Origin of the sequence: Streptomyces sennicomposti (assembly GCF_019890635.1) — a bacterium.
Taxonomy (GTDB): domain Bacteria; phylum Actinomycetota; class Actinomycetes; order Streptomycetales; family Streptomycetaceae; genus Streptomyces; species Streptomyces sennicomposti.
Window position 1 is genome coordinate 156545 of sequence record NZ_JAIOAB010000004.1, and the last position, 17967, is coordinate 174511.

Annotated in this window: 14 protein-coding genes and 1 pseudogene; 7 read left to right on the plus strand and 8 right to left on the minus strand. The window is 75.2% G+C overall.

The features are described from left to right. Positions 1-39 precede the first annotated feature (39 nt). Positions 40-990, minus strand: a pseudogene (locus K7787_RS03990) (EamA family transporter); the annotation flags it as partial. Between K7787_RS03990 and pdxR the strand changes: the two are divergent. The 3 genes from pdxR to K7787_RS04005 all read left to right on the plus strand — a co-directional run bounded on the left by pdxR (position 876) and on the right by K7787_RS04005 (position 5970). Then, on the plus strand, positions 876-2432 hold the full coding sequence (gene pdxR, locus K7787_RS03995; RefSeq protein WP_223000507.1) for a MocR-like pyridoxine biosynthesis transcription factor PdxR: 1557 nt from the start codon (positions 876-878) through the stop codon (positions 2430-2432). The pseudogene K7787_RS03990 and the gene pdxR sit on opposite strands and share 115 nt — an antisense overlap. Positions 2433-2569: 137 nt before the next feature. Continuing rightward, positions 2570-4153 (plus strand): alkaline phosphatase D family protein, encoded by a 1584-nt coding sequence (locus K7787_RS04000; protein WP_223000508.1) that lies wholly within the window; start codon positions 2570-2572, stop codon positions 4151-4153. 368 nt (positions 4154-4521) lie between these two features. Then, entirely contained in the window at positions 4522-5970 is a 1449-nt protein-coding gene (locus K7787_RS04005; RefSeq protein WP_223000509.1) for a GNAT family N-acetyltransferase, read from the plus strand. A gap of 167 nt (positions 5971-6137) precedes the next feature. On the opposite strand, the gene K7787_RS04010 is transcribed toward K7787_RS04005, so the two are convergent. Continuing rightward, positions 6138-7361, minus strand: a complete 1224-nt coding sequence (locus tag K7787_RS04010) for a trans-sulfuration enzyme family protein (protein WP_199293084.1) — start codon at positions 7359-7361, stop codon at positions 6138-6140. 59 nt (positions 7362-7420) lie between these two features. Here K7787_RS04010 and K7787_RS04015 point away from each other — a divergent pair, with 59 nt between their 5' ends. Together K7787_RS04015 and K7787_RS04020 are read left to right on the plus strand one after the other, a co-directional pair. Next, positions 7421-7960, plus strand: a complete 540-nt coding sequence (locus K7787_RS04015) for an Lrp/AsnC family transcriptional regulator (RefSeq protein ID WP_019981484.1) — start codon at positions 7421-7423, stop codon at positions 7958-7960. Positions 7961-8002: 42 nt separating this feature from the next. After that, complete coding sequence (locus K7787_RS04020) at positions 8003-9691, plus strand: DUF885 domain-containing protein (RefSeq protein ID WP_223000510.1); 1689 nt, start codon at positions 8003-8005, stop codon at positions 9689-9691. Between the two features lie 175 nt (positions 9692-9866). Here K7787_RS04020 and K7787_RS04025 read toward each other — a convergent pair whose 3' ends face one another. Continuing rightward, positions 9867-10385, minus strand: coding sequence for a rhodanese-like domain-containing protein (locus K7787_RS04025; protein WP_019981482.1), 519 nt, complete (start codon positions 10383-10385; stop codon positions 9867-9869). A 136-nt stretch (positions 10386-10521) separates the two neighbouring features. On the opposite strand from K7787_RS04025, the gene K7787_RS04030 reads away from it, so the two are divergent. Continuing rightward, entirely contained in the window at positions 10522-10968 is a 447-nt protein-coding gene (locus tag K7787_RS04030; RefSeq protein WP_019981481.1) for an Lrp/AsnC family transcriptional regulator, read from the plus strand. Between the two features lie 80 nt (positions 10969-11048). Here K7787_RS04030 and K7787_RS04035 read toward each other — a convergent pair whose 3' ends face one another. From K7787_RS04035 to K7787_RS04045, 3 genes are all read right to left on the minus strand, one after another. Beyond that, positions 11049-14042, minus strand: a complete 2994-nt coding sequence (locus K7787_RS04035) for an AAA family ATPase (protein WP_223000511.1) — start codon at positions 14040-14042, stop codon at positions 11049-11051. A gap of 79 nt (positions 14043-14121) precedes the next feature. After that, positions 14122-15285 carry an exonuclease SbcCD subunit D gene (locus tag K7787_RS04040; protein WP_223000512.1) on the minus strand — a complete coding sequence of 388 codons (1164 nt, stop codon included), beginning with the start codon at positions 15283-15285 and terminating at the stop codon, positions 14122-14124. A gap of 119 nt (positions 15286-15404) precedes the next feature. Next, positions 15405-16031, minus strand: a complete 627-nt coding sequence (locus K7787_RS04045) for a YigZ family protein (RefSeq protein ID WP_223000513.1) — start codon at positions 16029-16031, stop codon at positions 15405-15407. Positions 16032-16208: 177 nt separating this feature from the next. On the opposite strand from K7787_RS04045, the gene K7787_RS04050 reads away from it, so the two are divergent. Beyond that, positions 16209-16619: a CoA-binding protein gene (locus K7787_RS04050; protein ID WP_009187451.1), complete on the plus strand. Its 411-nt coding sequence runs from the start codon at positions 16209-16211 to the stop codon at positions 16617-16619. Between the two features lie 153 nt (positions 16620-16772). Here the strand turns inward: K7787_RS04050 and K7787_RS04055 are convergent, their stop codons facing one another. Continuing rightward, positions 16773-17327: a YbaK/EbsC family protein gene (locus K7787_RS04055; protein ID WP_164387497.1), complete on the minus strand. Its 555-nt coding sequence runs from the start codon at positions 17325-17327 to the stop codon at positions 16773-16775. A 43-nt stretch (positions 17328-17370) separates the two neighbouring features. After that, the gene (locus K7787_RS04060; RefSeq protein WP_223000514.1) at positions 17371-17943 is read right to left on the minus strand and encodes a helix-turn-helix domain-containing protein; all 573 of its coding nucleotides are present in this window, start codon (positions 17941-17943) and stop codon (positions 17371-17373) included. Between the last annotated feature and the right edge of the window lie 24 nt (positions 17944-17967).

Below are 17967 nucleotides of genomic sequence, written 5' to 3' on the forward strand. Positions count from 1 at the left end.
CAGGGCGCTGCCCGCCGCCTGCGCGAGACCGTACGTACCGGTGCCGACCAGGGGCGCGGTGCAGGCGGCGGCGACGGGGATGAGCCCGGAGAAGAGGGTGGCGCGTTCGGCGCCGATCCGCTGCATGCCCATGTACCAGCACACGAAGCCGATCACAGTGACGACCGCCGCCTGCCACAGCAGCGCGGCGGCCTCGTGGGCGGTGGGCGGCCGCAGCCAGGCGCCGCCGTCCCGGAGGACGCCGACGACCGCCGACTCCGCGGCCGCCACCGCGCACACCACGGCGGACAGCAGCCGCGGCCCCAGCGGGCGCAGCACCGGCACCGCGAGGACCGCGAAGCCGACCTCGCCGGCCAGCGCGCAGGCGGAGAAGGCGATGCCCGCGCCGTCGGTCCGCCCCCAGCCCTGCACGGTCAGCGCCCCGGCCGCGACCAGGGCCGCCCCCTGGAGCACGGCCCGCTGCGGCCGGCGGCCCTCCAGCAGCGGGACGAGGACCGCCACGGCCACCGGCGCGCAGCCCACGAAGACGCCCGGCACCGCCGGTTCGGCGCTGCGCTCGGCGGCGAGGACCGCCAGGTTGAAGCCGACCATGCCCACCGCCGCCAGCAGCGCCAGCCGGCCCCACCGGCGGGGCCCGAGTCCTCTCAGCCGTCGTCCCGCGTCCCGCCCGGCCAGCGGCAGGAGCAGCAGACAGGCCAGGCCGTAGCGCAGGAACTGGCCGCCCGCGTAGGGGTAGTCGCCGAGGACGCTGTTGGCGGTGAAGGATCCTCCGACGAGGACGCAGGCGAGCGCGGCGAGCAGGGCGCCGCGTGAGGTGGTGGTGTTCATGGCGGCGACGCTAGGGAGCGCGGCGGCCCGGTTTAAGGTCCACTTCCATGGCGTCATCGGGGACCAATCCGCAGGGGCGGCCCGGCGCGGCCGCCTGGGAGCTGCTGCTGCCGGCCGTGTCGGCGCCGGCCCGTGCGCGGGGCCGTTCGCTGCAGGCCGCATTGCGCGAGGCGGTGCGCTCGGGGCGGCTCGCGCCGGGCACCCGGCTGCCCTCCAGCCGGGACCTCGCCGCCGACCTCCGGGTCTCGCGCGGGCTGATCACGGAGGCGTACGAGCAGCTCACGGCGGAGGGGTATCTGCGCAGCGGGCGCGGCGCGGGGACCTGGGTGGGCGGCGCGGTGCGGGCGGCCCGCACGCGCACGCGTGACCTCGCCCCCCGCTCCCCGGGCGCCCGTGCGGACTTCGTTCCCGGCACGCCCGATCTGTCGCTGTTCCCGCGCGCCGCGTGGGCGGGTGCGCACCGCGCGGTGCTGGCCGGCCTCCCGCACCAGGACCTCGGCTATCCCGACCCGCGCGGACTGCCCCGGCTGCGCACGGCCCTGGCCGAGCTGCTCGCCCGCCGCCGGGGCGCCGTGGTGGACCCCGAGCGCCTGGTCGTCGTCTCCGGCGTGGCGCAGGGCACCGCCCTGCTGGGCGCCGTGCTGCACGCGCGCGGGATACCCGCCGTCGGGGTCGAGGACCCGGGAAGCCCGCAGCACAGCGCCCTGTACGCCGCGGCGGGCGTCGGCACCGTCGCGCTGCCGCTGGACGAGGAGGGCCCGGCCCTCGCCCCGCTGCGCCGGTCGGGCGTGCGGGTGGTGGTGACGACGCCGGCGCACCAGTTCCCCACGGGGATCGCCTGCTCCGCGCGGCGCCGCGCCGAACTGCTGGACTGGGCGCGGTCGGTGGACGGCTTCGTCTTCGAGGACGACTACGACGGCGACTTCCGCTACGACCGGGCCCCGGTGGGCGCGCTGCAGGGCCTCGATCCGGAGCGCGTGGTCTACGCGGGCTCGGTCAGCAAGTCGCTGGCCCCGGGACTGCGGCTGGGCTGGCTGCTGGTGCCCGACGCTCTGGCCGACGAGATCGTGGCGCGCAAGCGGACCACGGACCTCGGTCATCCGACCGTCGACCAGGCGGCGTTCGCCCACTTCGTGGAGCGCGGCGACTACGACCGGCAGCTGCGCCGCTGTCAGCGCGCCTACCGGGAGCGCCGGGACGCGCTCGTCGCCGCGCTGACCGGGCACTTCCCCGGTGTGCGGGTGTCCGGGATCGCCGCGGGCCTGCACCTGATCGCCGATCTGCCCGGCCGGTACGGCCCCGAGGAGCGGTTCCTCGCGCGCGTGACGGCGGCCGGCGTCGCGGTGCGCACGCTGACGGCGTACCGGCACGCGCGCGTGGACGACGGTGCGGGACTGGAGGGCGTCGTGGACTCGGAGGACGGCGGCGGGAGCGCCGGTCCGGACGAGGACCGGGACGCGGGCGGAGGCGGCGAGGACCGGGGCGCGGGCGGAGGCGACGAAGGCCGGGGCGGGGGCGTGCGGTTGGTCCTCGGGTACGCGCACGTGCCGCCCGCGCGGATCCGCGAAGAGGTGCGTCTGATGGCGGAGGCCGCCGCCGGGTGACGGCGCTCGGGCGCGTGTCCGCCGGCCGACGCGGGCCGTGCCGGACAGTTGTTCACCCGCGGTTTCCGTGCCCGCCGTACCGCCCCAGTAGGTGTGGGCCCGAACACTGGCCGGATTCCGTTCCTGGAGGCGCAGTCATGTCCCACCCCCACCTTCCGGGCCGCCGCAGCGTCCTGCGCGGTTCGCTGGCCGCGTCGGCGGCCCTCACCCTGCCCGGCGCACTCGGCGCGGCCCCGGCGCTCGCCCTGTCGGGCCGTCCCCGGGCGGACTGGGGCGTGCAGGCGGGCGACGTCACCTCGGACTCGGGTCTGGTGTGGGCGCGCGCCGACCGGCCGGCCCGGATGATCGTCGAGACCTCGGCCACCGAGTCGTTCCGCGACCCGCACCGGTGGCACGGCCCGCTGCTCGGCCCGGACACGGACTTCACGGGCACGGCCCGGCTACACGGCCTGCCGGCGGGCGAGCAGATCCACTACCGGGTGCTCCTGGCCGACCCGGACGACCCGCGCCGCACCGGCGAGCCGGTCCACGGCACCTTCCGGACGGCGCCCGCCCGCCGCCGCCAGGGCGTGCGGTTCGTGTGGTCCGGCGACCTGGCCGGGCAGGGCTGGGGCATCAACGAGTCCATCGGCGGCTACCGGATCTTCGACGCCATGGCGAAGCTGGACCCGGACTTCTTCCTGTGCAGCGGCGACAACATCTACGCCGACGGGCCGATCCAGGCCACGGCCGCGCTCCCGGACGGGAGCGTGTACCGCAGCGTCACCACCGAGGAGAAGTCGCACGTCGCCGTCTCCCTGGCCGACTTCCGGGGCAACTTCCGCTACAACCTGCTGGACGCGGCGCTGCGCCGGTTCAACGCGCAGGTGCCCGGCATCATCCAGTGGGACGACCACGAGGTCCGCAACAACTGGTACCCCGGTGAGGTCATCGGCGCCGGCACCCCCTATCCGGCTGGGACGCGCCTGGACGACCTGGCGCTGCGCGCCCGCCGGGCCTTCTCGGAGTACTTCCCGATCTCCACCGTCAGCGGGCGGCCGGACGGGCGGATCTACCGCGTCCACCACCACGGCCCGCTGCTCGACGTGTTCGTGCTCGACATGCGCACGTACCGCAACGCCAACTCGCCCGACGACCAGAGGACCGACCCGCAGGGCATCCTGGGGCGCGCGCAGCTGGAGTGGCTCAAGCGGGAACTGTCCCGGTCGCGGGCGGTGTGGAAGGTCATCGCCGCGGACATGCCGCTCGGCCTGGTCGTGCCCGACGGGGTCGAGGGGAAGGCGAACTTCGAGGCCGTCGCGCAGGGCGACCCGGGCGCGCCGCTCGGCCGCGAGCTGCAGATCGCCGAGCTGCTGCGGTTCGTCAAGCACCGGCGGATCACCGGCACGGTGTGGCTGACGGCCGACGTCCACCACACCTCGGCCCAGCACTACGACCCGGCGCGGGCGGCGTTCAAGGACTTCGCGCCGTTCTGGGAGTTCGTGTCCGGGCCGCTCAACGCGGGCGCGTTCCCGGCCAGCGCGCTGGACGGGACGTTCGGACCGGACCGGGTGTTCGTGAAGGCGCCGACGGCCTCGAACGTCTCGCCGGCCGAGGGCTACCAGTTCTTCGGCGAGGTCGACATCGACGGCGACAGCGGGGAGTTGACGGTCCGTCTGCGCGAGCAGGACGGCACCGTCCTCTTCACACAGCGGCTGCAGCCGGGGCGGGTGGGGCAGTAACTCCCGATACCCTTCACCTGGGCCGCGCACCGGCGTCATCCCCCGGTGCGCGGCACCGCCCCGGGCTGCCGACTCCCCCGGAAGACCGCCGCAACCTGGAGCCGCATCGGTCGGCCATGCACCCCGATCGGCGTGGACTCGTGGCCGTACGGCTGCCGCCCGCCCCGTCCGGCCTCGCCGTGGACGATGAGCGGGGATCGGCCCTCGTGCTGCCGGCGCCGCCAGGCGCCGGTCGTCAGCCGCCGGACACCGGTCACCAGCCGTCAGCCGCCGAGCAAAAGAAGCACAAAGAGGGGCAAATCAATGCTTTACCAGTAAGTCACAGGACGTTCGCGACCGCGCAACACCGTTCCTTCACAGTGGTCCGTATGACTGGAGAACTGTCTGATGTGACGCGGACGAAGCACGGCCGGCCGGTGCACCACTGGCGGCGGGACGTGGTCGAACTCGCCGCGCTGTTCACGGCGGTGGCCGTCGCCGACGGCGTGGCGAACCTGATCGGCCACGGGCCCGACGGACCGGCGCTGCTGCTGATCTCGGCGCTGGCGCTGATCGGGACGGCGGCGTTCCACACCTGGTGGGCACGACGCCACGGGCACGCTCCCCCGGCGCACGATACCGGCGCCCGGCCGCTCCCCGCCGCACGGCGGCCGGCCGGGCAGTCCGCGCCCGCCCCGGAGGCGGACGACGGGATGACGCCGAGCACCCTGTGGCGGCTGCGGACGACGGTGAAGGACGAGCCGGGCTCGCTGGCCGTGCTCTGCGCGGCGCTGGCCACCCGGCACGTGGACATCCTCAGCCTGCAGACGCATCCGCTCGCCGACGGCACGGTGGACGAGTTCCTGCTGCGCGCGCCCGGCCGGGTCGAGGCGCCGGAGATCACCGGGGCGGTCGCGTCGGCCGGCGGCGCCGACACCTGGATCGAGCGGGCCGACGCGCACGATCTGGTGGACGCCCCGACCCGGGTCCTGGGCCTGGCCACGCGCACCGCGCTGGACGCGGCGGAACTTCCGCTGGCTCTGCGGCAGTTGCTGGGCCGGTGCACCATCCGTTCGCTGCCCGCCCGCTCGGCGGGCGGCGGCCGGGGCCCCGAGGAGGTGCCGGCCGAGGGGGTGCTGGAGGACACGGTGCTGCGGCTGCGCGCGCCGGAGGGCGGAGTGATCACCGTCGAGCGGCCGTATCTGCCCTTCACGCCCACCGAGTTCGCCCGGGCCCGCGCGTTGGTGGAGCTGGACACGCTGCTCGGACCGCGCATCCCGGCGGGCCGGGACGTGCTGACCCTGCCCGAGGGCAACGCGATCACCGTGCGCCGGGCCGACGCGACCGACCTCCCCGAGGCGCGCCGGATGCACGAGCGGTGCTCGGCGCGGACGCTGAGCCGGCGCTATCACGGGCCGGTCGGGGACGCGGACCGGTATCTGAACCACCTGCTCAGCCCGCGTTTCGGGCGGACCCTCGCCGCGCAGACCGCGTCGGGGCGGATCGTCGGCCTCGGCCATCTGCTGTGGGACGGCGACGAGACGGAGGTCGCGCTGCTGGTCGAGGACGAGTGGCAGCGGCGCGGCATCGGCGCCGAACTGCTCGGCCGTCTGGTGGCGATGGCCGCCGAGGCGGGCTGCGCGAGCGTGTACGCGGTGACGCAGGCGTCCAACACCGGCATGGTCACCGCGATGCGCGGCCTCGGCCTCCCCCTCGACTACCAGATCGAGGAGGGCACCCTGGTGATCACCGCCCGCCTGCACAAGTCCCCGGTCCCCGCCCGGCTGCCCCACGAGGGCGTCAGCCGGGAGTACGACGACTCCCGCCTCGCCGACTGACCCCGGGCCCGACCCGCCGGCTCGCTCCCGGCCGCGCCGGGACTCCCGCGCGAAGTCCGTCCCCCGAACCGGGCAGGCGCGAACCGGGCAGGCGCGTGAACCGGGCAGGCGGCCGAGCCCTCCCCCGGGACCAAGGGCTCGGGTCGCCTGCCCGGCGTTCGTTCCGTTCAGTTCAGCGCCTCGTGCAGGCCCTTCACGTCCGGGGTCTCGGTGCGGCCGCGGCCCAGGGCCCGGTCCAGGTCGGACCAGAGGTCGTCCACGTCCTCCAGACCCACCGACATCCGCAGCAGCCGGTCGCTGACGCCGGCGCCCCGCCGGTCCTCCGCGTCCACGATGCGGTGGCTGATGGAGGCCGGGTGCTGGATCAGCGTGTCCACGCTGCCGAGGCTCACCGCGGGCGTGATCAGGCGGACCGCGCCGATGACGGCGTGCGGGTCGCCGTGCACCTCGAAGGCGACCATCGCGCCGCCGATCCGCGGGTAGTGCACGCGGGCGACGCGCGGGTCGGCCGCGAGCCGGGCGGCCAGTTCGGCGGCGGTGGCGGAGGCGGCCCGCACCCGTACCGGCAGGGTGGACAGCCCGCGCAGCAGCAGATAGCCGGCGAGCGGGTGCAGCACCCCGCCGGTGGCGAACCGCACCTGCCGCAGCCGCCCGGCGAGTTCCTCGTCGCAGGCCACCACGCCGGCCATCACGTCGCCGTGCCCGCCGAGGTACTTGGTGGCGCTGTGCAGCACCAGCCGGGCGCCCTGCTCGGCGGGCCGCTGGAGCACGGGCGTGGCGAAGGTGTTGTCGGCGAGCAGCGGGACCGAGCCGCAGGCGTGCGCGACGGCCCGCAGATCCACCTCGGCGAGCGTGGGGTTGGCCGGGGTCTCCACCATGACCAGCCCGGTGTCCGGGCGCAGCGCGTCGGCGATCCCGGCCGGGTCGGTCCACGTCACCTCGCTGCCGAGCAGTCCGGCGGTCAGCAGGTGGTCGCTGCAGCCGTACAGCGGGCGGACGGCGACGACGTGCCGCAGGCCGAGGGCGGAGCGCACGAGGAGGACCGCGCTGAGCGCGGCCATGCCGCTGGCGAAGGCGACCGCGGACTCGGTGCCCTCCAGCCGGGCCAGCGCGGTCTCGAACCGGGCGACGGTCGGGTTGCCGAGCCGTCCGTAGACCGGCGGTCCGTCCAGTTCGGCGCCGTCGGCGGCGAAGGCGTCGATGCGGGCGGCCTCGGCCCGGCTGTCGTAGGAGGGGTAGGTGGTGGACAGGTCGATCGGCGGGGCGTGCAGTCCCTGCCGGGCGAGGTCCTCCCGGCCGGCGTGCACGGCCTCGGTGGCCAGTGCTCGGCAAGGGGCGGTGCGTACGTCCTCGTACGCGGACGTGCTCGCTGGGTCCAAGGGCGTGTCCATGCCCGAAGGGTGAACAGCGGGCGGGGTGGCCGACGAGAACTCCGTGCTACGTTCGGCACATGGCCGAATCCGTCGTACTGGACCCGGTGGATCTCCATCTGCTGCGGCTGCTGCAGAACGACGCCCGGACCACCTACCGCGATCTCGCCGCGCTGGTCGGGGTGGCTCCGTCGACGTGTCTGGACCGGGTCAACCGGCTGCGCCGCTCGGGGGTGATCCTCGGCCATCAGCTGCGGCTCGACCCGGCCCGGCTCGGCCGGGGTCTGGAGGCGCTGCTGTCGGTGCAGGTGCGGCCGCACCGGCGGGAGCTGGTGGGGCCGTTCGTGGAGCGGATCAGGGCGCTGCCGGAGTCGCGGACCGTGTTCCATCTGACCGGTCCGGACGACTATCTCGTCCATGTGGCCGTCGCCGACATGGCCGACCTGCAACGACTGGTGCTGGACGAGTTCACGTCCCGGCGCGAGGTGGCGCGGGTGGAGACCCGGCTGATCTTCCAGCAGTGGGACTGCGGTCCGCTGCTGCCGCCCGGCGCGGAGCAGGACACGCTGTCGGCGAAATGGGACCGCATATCGGACGGAACGCCGCCCGCGGTCCGGTAACCGGGCTGACGCGGACGGTGTGGTCGTACGAGGATGGGCGGCATGTCTCAGACCAAGAGCCCGCTGCCCCGTCAGGTCGCCGACGCCTACGTCGACGAACTCATCGCCCTCGACCCGCTCACCGGTACGTACCTCGGCGTGAAGGAGTGTTCCAGCAGGCTGCCCGACACCTCGCCCGCCGGTCAGGAGGCGCTGGCGGAGCTGGCGCGCACCACGCTGGCCCGGCTGGCGGAGGCCGAGAGCCGGCCCGGCGCGGACAGCGACATCGAGCGGCGGTGCGCCCGGCTGCTGCGCGAGCGCCTGACCGCCGAACTCGCCGTGCACGAGGCCGACGAGGCGCTGCGGGCGGTGAGCAACATCCACAGCCCGGTGCACTCGGTGCGCGAGGCGTTCACGATCACCCCCACCGACACGGACGAGGACTGGGCGGCGGTCGCCGAGCGGCTGCGCGCCGTGCCGGAGGCGCTGCGCGGCTACCGCGCGTCGCTGGCGCTCGGCCTGGAGCGCAAGCTGTACGCGGGCCCGCGGCCGACGGCCACCTTCGTCGAGCAGCTCACCGAGTGGTCGGACACCGGCCAGGGGCGCGGCTGGTTCGAGGACTTCGCCGCCGACGGCCCTAAGTCGCTGCGCGGGGAGCTGGACGAGGCGGGCCGGGCGGCGACCGCGGCCGTCGTGGAGCTGCGCGACTGGATGCGCGACGTGTACGCGCCGGCGGTCGAGGGCTCGCCGGACACGGTCGGCCGTGAGCGCTACGCCCGCTTCTCCCGCTACTACAACGGCACCGACCTGGACCTGGACGAGGCGTACGCGTACGGCTGGTCGGAGTTCCACCGGCTGCTCGGCGAGATGAAGAAGGAGGCCGAGAAGGTCCTGCCGGGCGCCGAGACCCCGTGGGTGGCCCTCGCCCACCTCGACGAGCACGGCGCCCACATCGAGGGCGTGGACGAGGTCCGCACCTGGCTCCAGGCTCTGATGGACGAGGCGATCGACGCGCTGGACGGCACCCACTTCGAACTCGCCGAGCGGGTGCGGAAGGTGGAGTCCTGCATCGCGCCGCCCGGCGGCGCCGCCGCCCCGTACTACACGGCGCCGTCCGCCGACTTCTCCCGGCCGGGCCGCACCTGGCTGCCCACCATGGGGCAGACCCGGTTCCCGGTGTACGACCTGGTCTCGACCTGGTACCACGAGGGCGTCCCCGGCCACCACCTCCAGCTGGCGCAGTGGGCGCACGTGGCGGAGGACCTGTCGCGCTACCAGGCGACGGTGGGCATCGTCAGCGCCAACGCCGAGGGCTGGGCGCTGTACGCGGAGCGTCTGATGGACGAGCTGGGCTTCCTCACCGACCCGGAGCGGCGGCTCGGCTACCTGGACGCGCAGATGATGCGCGCGGTCCGCGTCATCATCGACATCGGCATGCACCTGGAGCTGGAGATCCCGGCGGACTCGCCGTTCCACCCGGGTGAGCGCTGGACGCCGGAGCTGGCGCTGGAGTTCTTCGGCGCGCACAGCAGCCGTCCGCGGGACTTCGTGGCGAGCGAGCTGATCCGCTATCTGTCCATGCCCGGCCAGGCGATCGGCTACAAGCTCGGCGAGCGGGCCTGGCTGCTGGGCCGGGAGAACGCCCGCAAGCGGCACGGCGACGCGTTCGACGCCAAGGCCTGGCACATGGCGGCCCTGTCGCAGGGCTCGCTGGGCCTGGACGACCTGGTGGACGAGCTGTCGCAGCTGTGACCCCGGCGGGAGGGTGCGGCCGGATTCCGGCCGCACCCTCCCGGCGCGGCGGCGCGGGCCGCCGGGCCCCCGGTCGCCGGATTCCCGCGTTCCCGGACCCCCGGACCCTCGGATTCCCGGACCCCGGATTCCCGGACCCCGGGTTCCCGGACCCCCGGATTTCCCGGTTCCCTGGTCAGCAGCCGCAGGCGTCACCCTCGGCCGGGGCCGTCAGCGGGTCCGCCGTGCGGCGCTCCACGCCCTGCCGGGTCTCGTAAGCGAAACCCTCGCGCACCCAGTACTCGAAGCCGCCGAGCATCTCCTTGACCCGGTAGCCGAGTTCGGCGAGGGCGAGCGCCGCGCGGGTGGCGCCGTCGCAGCCGGGCCCCCAGCAGTGGACGACGACCGGGACGGACCGGTCCAGCAGCGCTTCGGCCCGCTCGGGGACGAGCGCCGTCGGCAGGTGGACCGCGCCGGGGATGTGGCCCTGGTCCCAGGCCTCGGCGGAACGGGAGTCGACCACGACGAACCCGGGGTCGCCGCCGGCCGCGAGGGCGGCGGCGACGTCCGACACGTCGGTGTGGAAGGCGAGGCTCGCCCGGAAGTGGGCGGCGGCCTCGGCCGGGGCCGCGGGGGCGACGCGCAGCACGGGGCTGACGGCGGCCGGGGAGGCCTCGGGGGTCGCCGACGGGGCCGGGGCGGCGGAGAGGGGCATCGGGGGTCCTTCCGTGGATCGTTTCGTCGCGGATCGTTCGACGGCCCGAAATCTACGGTCGGCGATCGCCGCCCTGAAGGGGCGATCCACGGCACACCTCTTGATCCGCCGGGGATTCTCCTGCTATTCCTCGCCCATGACCGCGTTTTCCCCGGACGCCACCGACTGGCGCATTCTCGACGTCCTCCAGCGGGAGGGCCGGGCCACTTTCGCCGAGCTGGCGCGGGCCGTGTCGATGTCGCCGAGCGCGGTGACCGAGCGGGTGCGCCGGCTGGAGGAGGCGGGCGTCATCCAGGGCTACGCCGCGGTGGTCGATCCGGACCGGCTGGGGCTGCCGATCCTCGCCTTCGTGCGGCTGCGGTATCCCAACGGCAACTACAAGCCGTTCCACGATCTGGTCGACGCCACGCCGGAGATCCTGGAGGCGCACCATGTGACGGGCGACGACTGCTTCGTCATCAAGGTCGCCGCGCGCTCCATGCGGCACCTGGAGGAGGTGTCGGGCAGGATCGGCGCGCTGGGGTCGGTGACGACGAGCGTCGTCTACTCCTCTCCCCTGCCCCGCCGTCCCCTCGGCCGCTGACGGCCCGGGGACGCCCTCGTCGTACGGCCTGCGTCCGTACGGCCTGCGTCGTACGGCCTGCGTCGTACGGCCGCCGTCGGTCAGGCCGGGCCCCGCTGCCGCACCGTGGAACCCGACCGCCCCTTCACGATCTCCAGTTGGGCGTGGACGCGCCGCCGCAGGTCGGCGACGTGGCTGACGATGCCCACGCTGCGGTCGCGTTCGCGCAGCGAGTCCAGCACGTCCAGGACCTCGTCGAGGGTCTGGTCGTCCAGGCTGCCGAAGCCCTCGTCGATGAAGAGGGTGTCCAGCCGGACCCCGCCGGCCTCGTCGGTGACCACGTCCGCGAGGCCGAGGGCGAGGGCGAGCGAGGCGAAGAACGTCTCGCCGCCGGACAGGGTCGCCGTGTCCCGTTCCCGGCCGGTCCAGGCGTCGACCACGTGCAGTCCGAGGCCGCTGCGGCCGCGGCCGGACCGGTCGTCGGAGTGGACGAGGGTGTAGCGGCCGGACGACATGCGCCGCAGCCGGGCGGTGGCGGCGGCCGCCACCTGTTCCAGGCGGGCCGCGAGGACGTAGGACTCCAGGCGCATCTTGCGCTCGTTGTCGGCGGAGGTGCCCGCGGCGAGGGTGGCCAGGCGGGCCACCCGGTCGTACTCCTCGCGCAGCGGCGCCAGGCGCCGTACGCCGGTGGCCGCGCGGGCGGAGAGCCGGTCGAGTTCCTCGCAGCGGCGGGCTGCGGCGTCCCGCGCGGAGGCGGCCTCGCGCAGCCGCCGGCCCGCGTCCGCGGCGGCGGCCTCCGCCGCGGCGACGTCGGCGGGGGGCCGCCGGGCGGCGGCGACGGTGTCGGCCTCGGCCAGCACCGCCCGCACGGCCGCCTCCTCCGCCTGCCAGGCGTCCAGGCGGCGTTGCAGCTCGCGGTGGGCGGTGTCGTCCAGGAGCGCGGCGGCCGCGTCCCGCGGGGTGTCGAAGCCGGCCCGGAAGGCGGCCTCGGCGAGCCGTCCGTCGGCGTCCTTGAGCCGCTCGGCGCTCTCCTCCACGGCGCGCGCCGCGTCGGCGGCGGCGGTGAGCAGGGCCGCCCGGCGCTCCAGCTGGGCGGCCCGGGCCGCGACGCTGGGGGCGGCGCCGCGGGCCTCGGCGATCTCCGCCTCCAGGGCGGTCCGCTCGCGCTCCAGGTTCTCGCGACGGGTCAGCCGGGAGGCCGCGCGCAGCTCGGCCCGCCTGCGGTCGGCGAGGCGGCGCTCGCGTTCCTGTTCGGCGGCGCGCAGCTCGACCTGGGCCGGGTGCAGCGCGGCGGCGTCCCGGCGGGCCTGCGCGAGCCGCCGGTCCAGTTCCTCGGCCTCGGCGGCGAGTCGTCCGGCGGGGGCGTCGCCCGCCTCGGCGGTGGCGGCGGACAGCTCCGCGCTCAGGGCGGCGAGGCGGCGCTCGTCCTCGGCGTGCCGCCTCTCGGCCGCCTGGTGGTCGGCGAGGGCGCGCTCCTCGGTCTCGCGGTCGACGTGTCCGGCGACCTTGCGGGCGGGCGCGGGGTGCGCGGTGGCGCCGCAGACGGCGCAGGGTTCGCCGTCGGCGAGGTTCGCGGCCAGTTCGGCGGCGATGCCGGTCAGCCGCTGCTCCTTGAGCCGGAGCCAGTGCTCCTTGAGCCTCAGGGACTCCTCGCCGGAGGCGAGGGCGCGGTGCCGGGCCCGTTCGGTCTCCTCGGTCAGCCGGTCGCGCTCGCGGGCGGCCCGGAGCCGCGCCTGGGCGGGTTCGCGCCGTACGGCGAGCTGTTCGGCCCGGCCGGCCGCCTCCTGTGCGGCCTCGACACGGCTCCGCAACGCCTCGCGGGTCGTCTCCCAGCCGGCGAGCCAGCTCTCGGCCTCCTGCAGCGCGTCCGCGTCGGCGCGCTCCTCCTGGTCCGCCTCGTCGCGTTCGGCGAGCAGGCCGGCCAGGCGGCGTTCGGCGCGGCGGGCCGACTCCAGCGAGCCGAGTTCCTCGGCGGCCCGGCGGGCGGCGGCGGCGAGTCCGGCCGCGCCGGCGTCGTGGAAGCGCTCGGGGAGCCGGGCGCGTGCGGAGGCGTCGGCGGCGGCCGCGCGCCGGTGTTCGGCGTCGGCGGCGTCCCTGAGTTCCAGTGCGGGCGCGACGGTCTCGGCCTTGCGGCCCCGTTCCATCCGCGCCCGGGTCTCCTCGTGGGCGCCGGCCCGCTGTGCGAGCCGTTCTGCACGGTCGCGTGCCTCCGCGAACCGCTGTTGCAGCCTGGCCAGTTCGCGTACGTCGTCCAGGGCGCGTCCGGCGGCGAGCCGGTCGGCCTCGGCGGCGGTGAGGCGGCAGTGGGCGGCGGTGAGCTGCTCGCGGGCGGTGCTGCGGGCGACGGCCGCCGCGGTGAGCACCGCTTCGGCCAGGCCAGGGTCGCCGGGGGCGAGGTCGGGCAGCTCCATGGCGTCGCCGGCCGCCTGCTGCATCCGGTGCGCGTCGGCGAGCAGCGCGGCGTCGCCCTCGCGCACCTGGGCCTCGGTGGCGCGCCGGCGTTCGGCGAGGCGGCGTTCGACCTCGGCGAAGCGACGGGTGTCGAACAGGCGGCCGAGCAGCTTGCCGCGGGCCTCGGCGTCGGCGCGCAGGAAGCGGGCGAAGTCGCCCTGGGGCAGCAGCACCACCTGGCAGAACTGCTCCCGGCTCATGCCGAGCAGCTGGGTGATCTCCTCGCCGATCTCCTGGTGGGAGCCGCTGAGGTCCTTCCAGGCGCCCGCTGTCGCGTCGTACTCGCGCAGCCAGGTCTGCGCCTTGTCCATGGTGGTGCCCTTGCCGCGCCGCTTGGGGCGCTCCCAGGGCGGCTGCCGGGTGATCTCCAGCCTGCGGCCGGCCACGGTCAGGTCGAGGGTGACCTCGGTGCGGGTGCCGGCGTCGGCGTGGTCGCTGCGCAGGGTGGCGCCCTGGCCGCTCTGCCGGGCGCCGGGCACGGAGCCGTACAGGGCGTAGCAGACGGCGTCCAGCACGGAGGTCTTGCCGGCGCCGGTCGGGCCGTGCAGCAGGAACAGCCCGGCGGCCGACAGCGCGTCGAAGTCGACGCACTGGCGGCTTCCGAAGGGCCCGAAGGCGGTGATCTCCAGCCGGTGCAGCCTCACTGCGCCTCTCCCTCGTGGTGCGTCCGCGCCGGGTGCGGCTGTGCGGCGCCGTCGCCGGCCGGGGCGTGCGGCCGTGCGCTCACCGCGTCACCTCGTGCTCCGGGTCGTCCAGGCGGACCGCGTCGAACGCCTCGCGCAGCACGGCCTGTTCGTCGGCGTCGGGTCCGGCGCCGCGCACATGGGCGACGAAGTCCTCGGCGATCTGCTGGTCGCTGCGGCCGGCGAGCCGGCGGGCGTAGGACACGTCGGGGTCGTCGGGGGCGCGCTCGGGATCGAAGACCAGGCTGAGGGTGTGCGGGAAGCGCTCGGTGAGGCGGGCCATCGGGTCGGCGGGGCGGACCGGGTCGGTGAGGGTGGCCTCGACCCAGGACTCCTCGTGGGGGGCGAGCGCGGGGTCGGCGAGCAGGTCCTCCAGCGGGCCGCGGAGCCGGGCCAGCGGGCGCGGCACCGGGCAGTCGACGCGTTCGGCGGTGACCGAGCCGTCGGCGTCCAGGTCGACGATCCACACGCTCTTGCGGTGCGCGGCCTCGGAGAAGGAGTACGGCAGCGGGGAGCCGGAGTAGCGCACGCGCCCGGTGATGGTCTGGCAGCCGTGCAGATGGCCGAGAGCGGCGTAGTCGACGCCGTCGAAGACGCCCGCGGGGACGGCGGCCACTCCTCCGACGGTGATGTCCCGCTCGCTGTCGCTGGCCTCGCCGCCGGTGACGAAGGCGTGGGCGAGGACGACCGAGCGGGTGCCGTGCGGGCGGGCGGCGAGGTCGGCGCGCACCCGGTCCATGGCGGCGGCGAGCACCGCCTCGTGGCCCGCCTTCTCGACCCCGAACGCGTCTTTCACCAGGGCGGGTTCGAGGTAGGGCAGCCCGTAGAAGGCGACGTCGCCGTGCGCGTCGGCCAGCACCACGGGAGTCGCGCAGGCCGCCGGTTCGGTGCGCAGGTGGATGCCCGCGCGGCCGATCAGCCCGGCGCCGACGCCGAGCCGGCGGGCGGAGTCGTGGTTGCCGGAGATCATCACGGTGGGCACGCCGAGGGCGGCGAGGCGGTGCAGGGCGTCGTCGAACAGTTCGACGGCGGCCAGCGGGGGCACGGCGCGGTCGTACACGTCTCCCGACACGACCACGGCCTCGACGCCCCGCTCCCGCACGGTCGCCACGAGGTGACCGATGAACGCGGCCTGAGCGTCGAGCATGCTCACCCGGTGGAACGACCGGCCCAGATGCCAGTCGGAAGTGTGCAGCAGCCTCATGATTTTCGAAGACTAACGGCCGGGTCCGACATCACGGGCGGTTGCTCGCGCATCCCCCGCCCCGAAGGGAGCGGATTACCCCGCTTGTTACGTTAATGTCCGTTCCGTCGCGTGAGTTTTCACGCGTCGCCGTACGCCTCGCCGCCCAGTTCGAGGACGGCGGTCCCGGCGGTGGCGTCCGCCAGCCAGGCGCGGAAGGCGTCGACGTCGGCGTCCGGCAGGGCGACCTCGATGGTGACGGCCTCGCCGTAGCGGACGTCGCGCACCTCCCGGCCGGTGGACCTGAGATCGTTCTGCACCTTGCCGGCCCGCTGGTGGTCGACGGTCACCGTGGCGAGGCGGAACCGGCGGCGGGTGCGGGCGCCGACCGCGTCCAGGGCCTCGCCGACCGCGCCGCCGTAGGCCCGGATGAGACCGCCCGCGCCGAGCTTGACCCCGCCGTAGTAGCGGGTGACGACGGCGACGACGTACCGCATGTCGCGGCGCAGCAGCATCTGGAGCATGGGCACGCCGGCGGTGCCGCCGGGTTCGCCGTCGTCGCTGGCCTTCTGGACGCCCGCGTCGGCGCCGATGACGTAGGCCCAGCAGTTGTGCGTGGCGTCGGCGTGCTCCTTGCGGACGGCCGCGATGAACTCCTGGGCCTCCTGCTCGGTGGCCGCCGGGGCGAGGGCGCACAGGAAGCGGGAACGGTTGATCTCGGTCTCGTGCACGCCCGCGCGGGCGACTGTGCGGTACTCGTCCTGCATCCGGCCAGCCTATGCGGAGGGCTCGGTGGCGTCGGCCGCAGGTGCGCGGGGAGGTGATCGGCCGTGCGGCGCGGGCCGTGCGAGCCGTGCGGGCCGGGGAATCGACCGGCCGGGGGCGCTGTTGATCAGGGGGTGAGGGCCGGGTGACGAGCCCGCCCGAGACGCGAGGAGAGACCTGTGGGGTACGGCGACGCGGCGACGGTCCGGAAGATCCTGACCGAACTCGGTGACACCTGGGCCGTGGTGGGCCTCTCGTCCAACCGGAACCGCGCCGCCTACGGCGTGGCCGAGGTGCTGCAGCGGTTCGGCAAGCGGATCGTGCCGGTGCACCCGAAGGCGGAGACGGTGCACGGCGAGCAGGGCTACGCCTCGCTCGCGGACATCCCGTTCGACGTGGACGTGGTGGACGTCTTCGTCAACAGCGAGCTGGCCGGAGCGGTCGCCGACGAGGCGGTCGCCAAGGGCGCCGGGGCGGTGTGGTTCCAGCTCGGCGTGATCGACGAGGCCGCCTACGAGCGGACCCGGGCGGCCGGGCTCGACATGGTCATGGACCGCTGCCCGGCCATCGAGATCCCCCGGCTGGGGTAGATCCCCCGGCCGAGGCAGATCCTCCGGCCGGGGCCGGTCCTCCGGCTGGGGGTAGATTCCCGGGCTCGGACAGATCCCCGGCTGAGGGTGGAACCCCGACTGGGGCGGACCCGCCCGCCGGCTGGTCCCCGCCGCCCTGCCGACCGCCCGGGATCAGACGCCGAGCCCGTCCACCACCACGGCACCCGGCAGTTCCGCGAACGCCTTGCCCGGGACCAGGAGCTTGCCGCGGCGCCGGCCGCTGCCGACCAGCACGTACGGCAGATCGACCACGGCGGAGTCCACCAGGACGGGCCAGCTCTCGGGCAGGCCGATCGGCGTGATGCCGCCGTACTCCATGCCGGTCTCCCCCGTGGCCACGTCCATCGGCGCGAACGAGGCCTTGCGGGCGTCGAGCCGGCGGCGGACCACGCCGTTGACGTCGACGCGGGTGGTGGAGAGCACCAGACAGGCGGCCAGCCGGGACTCGCCGCCGCGCTTGCCCGCCACCACCACGCAGTTCGCGGACTGCTCCAGCAGCTCACGGCCGTAGTGCTCGACGAAGGTCGCGGTATCCGCCCACTGCGGGTCGGTGTCGACGTAGACGATCTGCTCGGCGGGGACGCTGCCGCGCCAGTGGCGTACGGCCTCGGCGACCGGGCGGACCAGTTCGTCGAGGCAGTCGGGGGCGGCAACGGCCTGCGGGAAGTCTCCGATGGGTGCGCGCATGCGGGCACGCTAACAGCAGCGCGGCGGGCTCCGGCCGGGCGTCTCAGTGCACGGGCGGGACCGAGACCGCCATGATCATCTCCATCGGCGTCTTCCCCGTATTGGCGTAGGCGTGCGGGGCGTTGGCCTCGAAGGACGCGCTCGCGCCCTCGGGCACGCGGTAGTCGACGCCGTCGACCGTGAGCGTCAGCTCGCCCGCCGTGACGTGCACGAGTTCGACCGTGCCGCCCGGGTGCGGATCGGAGGGGCTGCCCTCGCCCGGCATCAGCCGCCACTCCCACATCTCCAGCGGGCCCGGCGCCTCGGCGCCCGCGAGGAGCCGGTTGTAGCTGCCCGCGTCGGTGTGCCAGAGCCGTACGGCCTGGTCGGCGGGGACGACCCGGACGCGCGGCCCCTGCTCGTAGTCGAGCAGGGTGGTGATGCTGACGCCGAGCGCGTCACCGATCTTGACCACGGTGCCGAGGCTGGGGTTGGTGCGGGCCTGCTCGATCTGGATGAGCATGCCGCGGCTGACTCCCGCGCGGGCGGCGAGCGTGTCGAGGGTGAAGCCGCGCTCGGTGCGCCAGCGTTTGACGTTGCGCGCCAGGGACTGGGTCAGCAGGTCGAGGTCCGACACATTCCGTCCAATATTCTGGATGAC

What these genes read in the sequence shown, in the direction of transcription:
- pdxR (WP_223000507.1), top strand. Translation starts at nt 876, where the DNA reads ATGGCGTCATCGGGGACCAATCCGCAGGGGCGGCCCGGCGCGGCCGCC.
- K7787_RS04000 (WP_223000508.1), top strand. Translation starts at nt 2,570, where the DNA reads ATGTCCCACCCCCACCTTCCGGGCCGCCGCAGCGTCCTGCGCGGTTCG.
- K7787_RS04005 (WP_223000509.1), top strand. Translation starts at nt 4,522, where the DNA reads ATGACTGGAGAACTGTCTGATGTGACGCGGACGAAGCACGGCCGGCCG.
- K7787_RS04010 (WP_199293084.1), bottom strand. Translation starts at nt 7,361, where the DNA reads ATGGACACGCCCTTGGACCCAGCGAGCACGTCCGCGTACGAGGACGTA.
- K7787_RS04015 (WP_019981484.1), top strand. Translation starts at nt 7,421, where the DNA reads ATGGCCGAATCCGTCGTACTGGACCCGGTGGATCTCCATCTGCTGCGG.
- K7787_RS04020 (WP_223000510.1), top strand. Translation starts at nt 8,003, where the DNA reads ATGTCTCAGACCAAGAGCCCGCTGCCCCGTCAGGTCGCCGACGCCTAC.
- K7787_RS04025 (WP_019981482.1), bottom strand. Translation starts at nt 10,385, where the DNA reads ATGCCCCTCTCCGCCGCCCCGGCCCCGTCGGCGACCCCCGAGGCCTCC.
- K7787_RS04030 (WP_019981481.1), top strand. Translation starts at nt 10,522, where the DNA reads ATGACCGCGTTTTCCCCGGACGCCACCGACTGGCGCATTCTCGACGTC.
- K7787_RS04040 (WP_223000512.1), bottom strand. Translation starts at nt 15,285, where the DNA reads ATGAGGCTGCTGCACACTTCCGACTGGCATCTGGGCCGGTCGTTCCAC.
- K7787_RS04045 (WP_223000513.1), bottom strand. Translation starts at nt 16,031, where the DNA reads ATGCAGGACGAGTACCGCACAGTCGCCCGCGCGGGCGTGCACGAGACC.
- K7787_RS04055 (WP_164387497.1), bottom strand. Translation starts at nt 17,327, where the DNA reads ATGCGCGCACCCATCGGAGACTTCCCGCAGGCCGTTGCCGCCCCCGAC.